Source organism: Campylobacter estrildidarum (genome assembly GCF_005406205.1).
Classification (GTDB): Bacteria; Campylobacterota; Campylobacteria; order Campylobacterales; family Campylobacteraceae; genus Campylobacter_D; species Campylobacter_D estrildidarum.
On the sequence record NZ_NXLZ01000024.1, the window covers coordinates 1 to 8744 of the forward strand.

An 8744-nucleotide genomic window follows, 5' to 3' on the forward strand; every position below is an offset into this window, starting at 1 on the left:
GTTTTTATAATAAGACTTTTTATTATCTTAAGACGGAAAGCATTTAAACACTTATATTAAGCAAAAATATAAGCTGTGAAGTTTAAAACTTATTCTTTATTCAAAGAAACAAAGAAAGAAAATTAAAATATATCTTTTAGTTTTTATTTAAAATATTCATTAAAATTTAAAATACATAATAATTAAGTATAATAAATAAAAATACTAAAAACGTTTTAAAATCTTTTTTCATTATTTAAAGAAAAAGATAATTAAAGTTTTATTCTTTAACAAGTTCAGTAAAATTGTTTTTAAAACTTGCTTGTGACTTTTAACATTGGTAAGTAAATAGAACACACTTTTCTAAACATTAGATCTTAAGCCAACAAAAATTGTAAATCACAAAGATCTAAAAAACTAAAAACAAATCTGAAATAAGGCTAAGTAAAGCCGATTTTTTTAAAGAAAAGCTGAAGACGAAATTATACCTATTATAATCTTAAAAAGCGCTGAAGTAAAGAAGGTAACGCATTAGAGAATAAGCTACAAAAAGCATAATAAAAGCGGTTAAAAAATCTATAAATTGAAAGAATTTTGGATTTTTCATATAAAATGCTAAGATTTTTACTCCATAACCTAAGGAAAAAAACCAAATAAAAGAAGCTAAGCAGGCTCCTATAGCAAAAAAATCTTTTCATTAAAATTATAGCTAAGAGATGCAGCTCCTATTAAAACAACGGTGTCTAAATAAGCATGAGGATTTAGATAGGTAAAGGCTAAACATAATAAAACCACTTTCTTTAAAGAATTAGGATTTTCTAAGCTCTCGCCTATGCTGTTATTTTTACTAAGAGCTGACTTAAAACACAAAAATGCATAAACTAGGGTAAAGATAAGGCCTACAATAGCCAAAATAATGCTAAAAATTTTATTTTTAGCTAAAAATCCTCCAACACCAAAGATACCTACACTTAATAAAAATACATCGGAAAAAAACAGATTATATATATCACAAAAACGTATTTTTTTAACATAGCCTACTTGATTATGAAAGCATTTTGGACTCCTATGGCTATTATTAAAGAAGTGTTAATAAAAAGCCTTTAAAAAAATAAGGCTCATTTAAACTTTGATACAAGCATAAAAATGATTGTCTTTACACTTAAGCTCAGGTTTACTCTTGACACATTCATCACTGGCTATAGGGCATCTTGTCCTAAAAACACAACCGCTTGGTGGATTCATAGGAGACGGCAACTCTCCTTCTAAGAGTTGAATTTCTTTATTTTTTTGAATTTTTGGATCAGGTATTGGTACAGCTGATATCAAGGCCTTGGTATAGGGATGTTTTGTATCGCTATAAATTTTTTCATAATCCGCAATTTCAACAAGATTTCCTAAATACATAACCAAAACCCTATCTGAAATGTGCTTAACTATAGACAAATCATGGGCGATAAAAATTAAGGATAATTGAGTTTGCTCTTGTATTTCTTTGAGCAAATTAACCACTTGAGCCTGTATGGAAACATCTAAAGCAGAAACTGGTTCATCGCATACTATTAATTTAGGTTCTAAAATTAATGCCCTAGCTATTCCTATTCTTTGACATTGACCACCTGAAAATTCGTGCGGATAGCGATTGATTAGGCTTGGAATTAAAGATACTTTTTGCATTATTTGCAAAACTTTTTCTTTAACTTCTTTAGCATTCATATGTGGAAAATGAACTTTTAAGGGTTCTGCAATAATATCTCCTATAGTCATACGCGGATTAAGAGAGGCTAAAGGATCTTGAAAAATCATTTGTATATCTTTTCTTATATTTTTCCAATCTTGACCACTTTGGTTTTTAAGACTCTTACCCATCCATAATATATCGCCATCTAAATCTTTATTTAACCCTAAAATAGCTTTAGCTAATGTAGATTTACCACATCCTGATTCACCCACTATGCCTAAAGTTTCTCCTCGATAAAGCTTAAAATTCATTTTATCAATGACTTTCATTTTCATCGCTTTATTTTTAAAAAAACCTTCGTTTTTTCTAATAGTATAAAATACACTTAAGTCTTTAGTTTCTAAAAGTAATTCTTTCATTTATAATCCTTTAAAACTAAATCTATTGGTGCAAAGCAAGCTCTTTTTTTGTTAAAGCCGAGTTCTTCAAGAATAGGTTTTTTTAAGCAAGCTGCTTTTGCAAAAGAACATCTTGGTGCAAAAGAACAGCCTTTTGGCAAATTTAATAAATCTGGTGGATTATCTGGAATTAATGCTAATTCTTTTTGTTCTAAGTCTAAACGTGGAATAGTTTTCATAAGTCCTAAAGTGTAAGGATGAGTAGGATGATAAAAAATATCTTCCACTTTAGCATATTCCATTACTCTACCCGCATACATAACCAAAACATTATCACAAGTTCCAGCAACAACTCCTAAATCATGAGTAATTAAAATAACAGCCATATTAAATTCTTTTTGCAATTCCTTTAATAAGGTCATAATTTGTGCTTGAACTGTAACATCTAAAGCTGTTGTTGGCTCATCAGCAATTAAAAGCTTAGGTTTACATAAAAGTGCCATAGCAATCATAATTCTTTGTCTCATACCGCCAGAAAGCTCGTGTGGATACATTTTCATTCTCTTTTTAGCTTCAGAGATTTTTACAGCTTCTAACATATGAACACTTTCGGCAAAAGCTTTTTTATATTCCATTCCTTTATGAACAGTTAAAACTTCTATAAGCTGATCTCCTAATTTCATATAAGGATTTAAAGAAGTCATTGAATCTTGAAAAATGATAGACATTTTTTCTGAACGTAGTTTATTTATGGCCTTAGAATCTAAATTCAAAATTTCTTCGCCGTTAAATAAAACACTACCTCCAACAATACTATTTTTGGCTAACAAACCCATTAAAGCAAATACGCTTTGAGATTTTCCAGAGCCTGATTCACCCACTATACCTAGCGTTTGACCTTCATCAAGACTAAAACTCACATCATTAACTGCTCTTACAATACCGTCAGGTGTTTTAAAACTAACTTGTAAATTTTTAACTTCTAATAACATCTTATCTATCTTTCGGATCTAAGGCATCTCTTAGACCATCTCCTATAAAATTAAAACAAAATAAAGTAATCACTAAAAATGTCGATGGAAATCCAACTAACCAAGGGGTTTGCTCCATAGAACTTACTCCATCATTCATCAAAGAACCCCAAGAACTCAAAGGCTCTTGAACCCCTAAGCCTAAAAAACTTAAAAACGATTCAAAAAGTATCATTCCAGGAACCAATAAAGAAGCGTAAACAACCACTAATCCTAATAAATTAGGCACTATATGTTTTAAAATAATATCTTTTGTGCCCACTCCACAAACTAAAGCAGCTTGAATAAATTCTTTATTCTTAAGGCTTAAAGTTTGTCCTCTTACTATCCTTGCCATATCAAGCCAACTCACAGCCCCAATAGCAATAAAAATCAAAAATATACTCTGCCCAAAAAATGTAACTAAAAGAATAACCAAAAACATAAAAGGTAAAGCTGAAAAAATTTCTAAAATTCTCATCATAATTATATCAACCTTACCACCTATATATCCAGAAGTCGCTCCATAGATGATACCTATAATTATAGCCATTAAAGCACCCGTTATACCAACGAGTAAAGAAACTTTACCGCCTATAGCTACCCTTACAAATAAATCTCTACCTGAATTATCCGTTCCAAAATAATGGCCATTTTCCAAACTAGGAGAAGAGGCAATTAAAGAAAAATCAGTTTCATCATAAGTATATTTTGATAAATTTGAGCCAAAAAAAGAAAATAAAATCACTAAAATAATTAAAACTAAACTTACCATAGCAGCTTTATTATGAAAAAACCTTCTCATAGCATTCTGCCAAAGACTTCTTCCTTTAACTTCTTTTTGATTTAAAACTTGTGGATATGCCTGTTGACTTTCCCAATTTTTTCTAAGATCTTCTAAACTTTGATTTAAGTTTTCTTCTAATTCCTGTGCTAATTGTTTTGTATCATGCGTATTAAATAATTTCATTTTTAAGCCTTGATTTTTATTTTAGGATCTAAAAAAACATAAATAATATCAACAATGGCATTAAAAAAAATAGTAAGAGCTCCAACAATAATCGTTAAAGAAAGCACTAAAGAATAATCTCTATTTAAAGCTCCATTGACAAAAAGTTGGCCTACTCCTGGTATAGTAAAAAAACTTTCTATTACTACAGATCCTGTTATAATACCCACAAAAGCTGGAGATAAGTAAGAAATTACTGGTATGAGTGCTGGTTTTAAAGCATGATGAAATAAAATTCTCAAAGAAGATAAACCTTTAGCTCTAGCTGTTCTTATAAAATCAGAATGCAAAATTTCAATCATTGAACTTCTAGTAATTCTAGAAATGGTTGCAATGTAAGCTATACATAAAGCCGATACAGGTAAAATTAAATATTGGATTTCTCCATTATTCCATCCTCCTGAAGGTAATAATTCTAATTTTATAGAAAAAATTAATACGAGTAAAGGAGCTATAATAAAACTAGGTAAAACAACTCCTATCATTGCAAAAGCCATAATACAATAATCTAAAATACTATTTTGATTTAAGGCCGCTATGATACCTATCCCTACTCCTACAAGCACAGATAGAATAAAAGCTATTATACCTAAAATGATTGAAACTGGAAAAGATTGGGTTAAAAGATCATTTACAGATAAATCTTTATAAACAAAACTTGGCCCAAAATCTCCTTGTGCTAAATTTTTAAGATAAATTCCATATTGAACCATTAAAGGTTTATCTAAACCATATTTAGCATTGATATTTTTCATTACTTCGGGAGGATAAGCTCTCTCTCCCATAAAAGGACTACCAGGTGCCAATCTCATCAAAAAAAAGGAGATTGTAATGAGGATAAATAAAGTAGGAATCGCTTGCAAAATTCTAAAAAATATAAATCTTAACACCTATAAACCTTAATGCTCTAATATGTAAATATCTTTAAAATAATTATTTTGAGAAGGTTTTACTTTAAAACCTTTTACGTAAGGTTTTACAAGATAACTTGTTGTATAAAAATAAACAGGTATTAAAATACTATTTTCATATAAAATCTTTTCAGCTTGTGCATAAAATTGAGCTCTTTCCTTTTCTGTTTTTGCCTTGTATGCCGAATCAATAGCTTTATCATATTCTTCACTTTTAAATCCTGAAGTATTATTTGAAGAATTTGATAAAAAGGTATTTAAAAAACTACTTGCTTCATTATAATCTGAACACCAACCAGCCCTAGCCATTTGTTGTTGACCTAAACGTCTAGTAGATAAAAAAGATTTCCATTCTTGGTTTCGAAGTTTAACATTAACAATACCCTCTAAATTTTTCTTCCAAATAGAAGAAGCAGCTATAGCTAATTTTTTATGATTTTCATTTGTATTATATAAAAGAGTAAAATTTAAAGGATTATTTTTATTATATCCTGCTTCATTTAAAAGTTTTATAGCTTCTTGATGACGCTTATTATCATCCCATTTAGACCATTCTGGTGGCATAATTAATTCCGCTGCATTAATTGAAGGAGGAGAAAAAGTAAAGGCAGGAATTTGACCTTGTCTTAAAACTTGATCTGTGATAATATTTCTATCTAAAGCCATAGAAAGTGCTTGACGAACCTTGCTATTATCAAAAGGTGAATTTTTAACATTTAACTCGTAATAATAAGTGCATAATTGCGGCCCTATGACTAATTCTTTAGAATATTCTTTTTTTATCTTATTGAAAAGCTCTAAAGGAAATTGACTAATATCTAAACTTTCTGCTCTATATCGTGTATATGCAACAGAATCGTTTTGAATTTGTAGAAGAATTAATTTATCAAGTGACACTTTTTTAGCATCCCAGTAATAAGGATTTTTAGATAAAACCGCTTCTTCGTTAACAACGAATGAATCAAGCTTAAAAGCTCCATTGCCTACTATATTTTTAGGTTCACTCCAAGAATCACCAAATTTTTCTACGACTTTTTGTGGAACTGGAGAGAGAACATAAAATTGAGTTAAAAGATCTGCAAAAGGAACAGGACTTTCTAAATGTAAAACTAAAGTATAATCGTCTTTCGCTTCAATCCCTAATCGATCTGGGCTCATCTTGCCATTTATAATAGCTGAAGAATTTGCAAGCTTCATATAATTTAAAAAAGAAGCATAAGGTGAAGCAGTTTTAGGATCAACCAGTCTTCTCCAAGCAAAAACAAAATCATTAGCTGTTACTTTATCTCCATTAGACCATTTAGCATCTTTTCTAAGATTAAAAGTCCAAGTTTTATAATCGGCACTATGAGACCAGGTTAGAGCTACACCAGGTGAAGGTTTATCATTTTCATCAGAAATAAGCAAAGTTTCAAATAAATTTCTTATAAAAACACCTTCAGGAGCACCATCAATTTTAGCTGGATCTAGAGATTGAGGAGCAGCTCCTGCATTAAAAGTAAAAACTTGATTTTTAGCGAGTTTTTCTTCTGCTTGTAAAAAATTTACAAAAAGAAAGCTAAATAAAAATAAGATATATGTTAACTTTTTCATAATTAGTCTATTCCTTATAAAACTAAAATATTTTTTATAATTAAAAACTAGAATATCTTATTAATACTTTCATTTGACTTAAAATATATATTTTAAAGAATATAAAATTTAAAAAAGTTTCAAAAAGAAACAATTTATAAAATAAACAAAACTTAATAAAAAACTGTTACGAAATGAAACTAATTTTTTATCTCTGAATTAAGATATCTAGCGAAAATAAAATTAATATAACAACAGAGAAAACAGAAAAATATTTTAAAAATGCCACATAGCATAAGTATGATTGATACTGAAAATATTAAAAACGTGACTTTGTAGAATTTTCGCGAGATACATTCAGTCTAAATAGAGCGTTGTTTATATTTAAGTATAACAAAACTAAAACGAAACTCCATATAAACAAGGCTTATTAATATACAAAAAAAGGTAAACAAGGTTGAAAAATAAAATATTTCATAAAACAATGGAGATTTATATACCCTTCTTTATTTATAAAAAGGGCAAAAATACTCGAAAGTTAAAACACAATATATAAATAAATTAAGCCTCTTTCAAGAAAACTTTTCCAACTCTGAAAAAATATTTGAGAGGCAAACAACATTCTCAAATTCTTATTATTTTTTTTAATTCTAATAAACATAAATAAGATGCTTTTGTAAAAGTTTACCAGATGATGGTTTATGAGTATAACTAAACCTTTTTTAAAAACAAGAAAACAAAAAAATACAGGAAACAGGTATAAATATTAAACTCTATTTAAAATACAAAATTGATGAATAATACTTAAGAAATATAATTTAATAAACTACACACTCTTTGAGAATAATATTTACAAAGCAAATCTTTTGAATTTTTCAAAATAGTTTTTTTAAAAATTACTAAGACTAACTCTTATTTAATGAGTTAATTTTATTATAACTATTACTTAAAAATATAATATATCTACAGTTGCTATTCTAGAGACAATGATATTATTTATAAAAATAAAAGAAATACTTAAGTTTAAATTTATATACTTTATAAGTTTATTTTAATTTCATTGTTTTTTCTTTATATCAAAGACATTATTACAAAAAGAACAATTTTAAGCACCTAGTAACTCCATTAAATATCACATTTATAAAAGGTATTTTATATTTTAAAACTATTTTAGTAATATCTTCTAAAATATTTTCACTATTTTCCCGATAAGATAATGAAAACAACTATATTTTTTCTTTTAACTTCTTTAGAAAAATTAAATACTTTTTTAAGTAATTTTTTTTAAGACATCAGTTTTATACTTACCTATATCTTTACAATCAAATAAAAATTTCCTATTAAGATCAAAATAATTTTCTTTAGGTTATAAAAAGCTAGAAAATACGATATGTAATTTCCTATGTTAACGGTGTCTATTATGATAAAGGTATATTCTTTTAGATTTTTAACAAGGGTTTTAATTTTTATTACAAAGAAGGGGATCTAAATGGGATAAATTTTAATTCTAGTTCTTTTTAAAAAAGCTCTTTATTTTGAGTAATTATATTAGATATTAAAAACCTTTTTTTTGTACATTTTTTTACTTATTTTATTAGCTTTTAAAAAACATTGGGGCTCTTTTTCTTCCAGTAATATAACAATTTTATTATTTTCTTTATCGTCTATAATAAACTGTCTAGTCTCAACAGAAAATACAGTCTCGTCTTTATTCACATTCAATAAATAAGTAGCTTGATAATTTATATACACAGAAATCTTCATATACTCGATGATTACTTAATGATTCCTGCATCTTCCTTACCGCGTGTTACATCTTAGTTATACTCTTTTACACACATATCTTCTCGTTAACATTTCTATTAAAACCTGTATTATAAATTGCTTTTTATATTTTTACTTAGAAATAGCTTAATATTATTTAGAAATTGTCTCTATTTTATTTAAAAAATTTTCAAAAAGAAACAATTTAAGCAAGAATTAACATTTGGATTAAAAAATATTTTATGTTAAATAAAAAGTCTATATTTAAAAGGTAAAAGTGATTTCTATACGATTATTTAACTGGAAAATTCAATATTATTCAATGGTGGGCCTAACAAGACTTGAACTTGTGACCTCACCCTTATCAGGGGTGCACTCTAACCAGCTGAGCTATAGGCCCTTAATCATGGTGGAGAATAG

Annotated in this window: 7 protein-coding genes and 1 tRNA gene; all 8 read right to left on the reverse strand. The window is 27.7% G+C overall.

What is annotated here, in order from left to right:
- Positions 1–478 precede the first annotated feature (478 nt).
- The gene (locus CQA69_RS09290) at positions 479–658 is read right to left on the reverse strand and encodes a hypothetical protein (protein ID WP_342773390.1); all 180 of its coding nucleotides are present in this window, start codon (positions 656–658) and stop codon (positions 479–481) included.
- Positions 655–1002, reverse strand: a complete 348-nt coding sequence (locus CQA69_RS09220; protein WP_342773391.1) for a LysE/ArgO family amino acid transporter — start codon at positions 1000–1002, stop codon at positions 655–657. The genes CQA69_RS09290 and CQA69_RS09220 overlap by 4 nt, the downstream gene beginning before the upstream one ends.
- 99 nt (positions 1003–1101) lie before the next feature.
- Positions 1102–2079 (reverse strand): murein tripeptide/oligopeptide ABC transporter ATP binding protein OppF, encoded by a 978-nt coding sequence (gene oppF / locus CQA69_RS08565; RefSeq protein ID WP_137621363.1) that lies wholly within the window; start codon positions 2077–2079, stop codon positions 1102–1104.
- Positions 2076–3050: an oligopeptide/dipeptide ABC transporter ATP-binding protein gene (locus CQA69_RS08570; protein WP_137621364.1), complete on the reverse strand. Its 975-nt coding sequence runs from the start codon at positions 3048–3050 to the stop codon at positions 2076–2078. The genes oppF and CQA69_RS08570 overlap by 4 nt, the downstream gene beginning before the upstream one ends.
- Position 3051: 1 nt before the next feature.
- Positions 3052–4038, reverse strand: coding sequence for an oligopeptide ABC transporter permease OppC (gene oppC / locus CQA69_RS08575; RefSeq protein ID WP_137621365.1), 987 nt, complete (start codon positions 4036–4038; stop codon positions 3052–3054).
- A 2-nt stretch (positions 4039–4040) separates the two neighbouring features.
- Positions 4041–4967, reverse strand: coding sequence for an oligopeptide ABC transporter permease OppB (oppB, locus tag CQA69_RS08580; RefSeq protein ID WP_137621366.1), 927 nt, complete (start codon positions 4965–4967; stop codon positions 4041–4043).
- A 9-nt stretch (positions 4968–4976) separates the two neighbouring features.
- Positions 4977–6581 (reverse strand): ABC transporter substrate-binding protein, encoded by a 1605-nt coding sequence (locus CQA69_RS08585; protein WP_137621367.1) that lies wholly within the window; start codon positions 6579–6581, stop codon positions 4977–4979.
- 2066 nt (positions 6582–8647) lie between these two features.
- Positions 8648–8724, reverse strand: a tRNA-Ile gene (locus tag CQA69_RS08590).
- Between the last annotated feature and the right edge of the window lie 20 nt (positions 8725–8744).

Excerpts from the sequence above, each read along its gene's own strand:
- oppF (WP_137621363.1), bottom strand. The coding sequence starts at position 2,079 with ATGAAAGAATTACTTTTAGAAACTAAAGACTTAAGTGTATTTTATACT.
- CQA69_RS08570 (WP_137621364.1), bottom strand. The coding sequence starts at position 3,050 with ATGTTATTAGAAGTTAAAAATTTACAAGTTAGTTTTAAAACACCTGAC.
- CQA69_RS08585 (WP_137621367.1), bottom strand. The coding sequence starts at position 6,581 with ATGAAAAAGTTAACATATATCTTATTTTTATTTAGCTTTCTTTTTGTA.
- oppC (WP_137621365.1), bottom strand. The coding sequence starts at position 4,038 with ATGAAATTATTTAATACGCATGATACAAAACAATTAGCACAGGAATTA.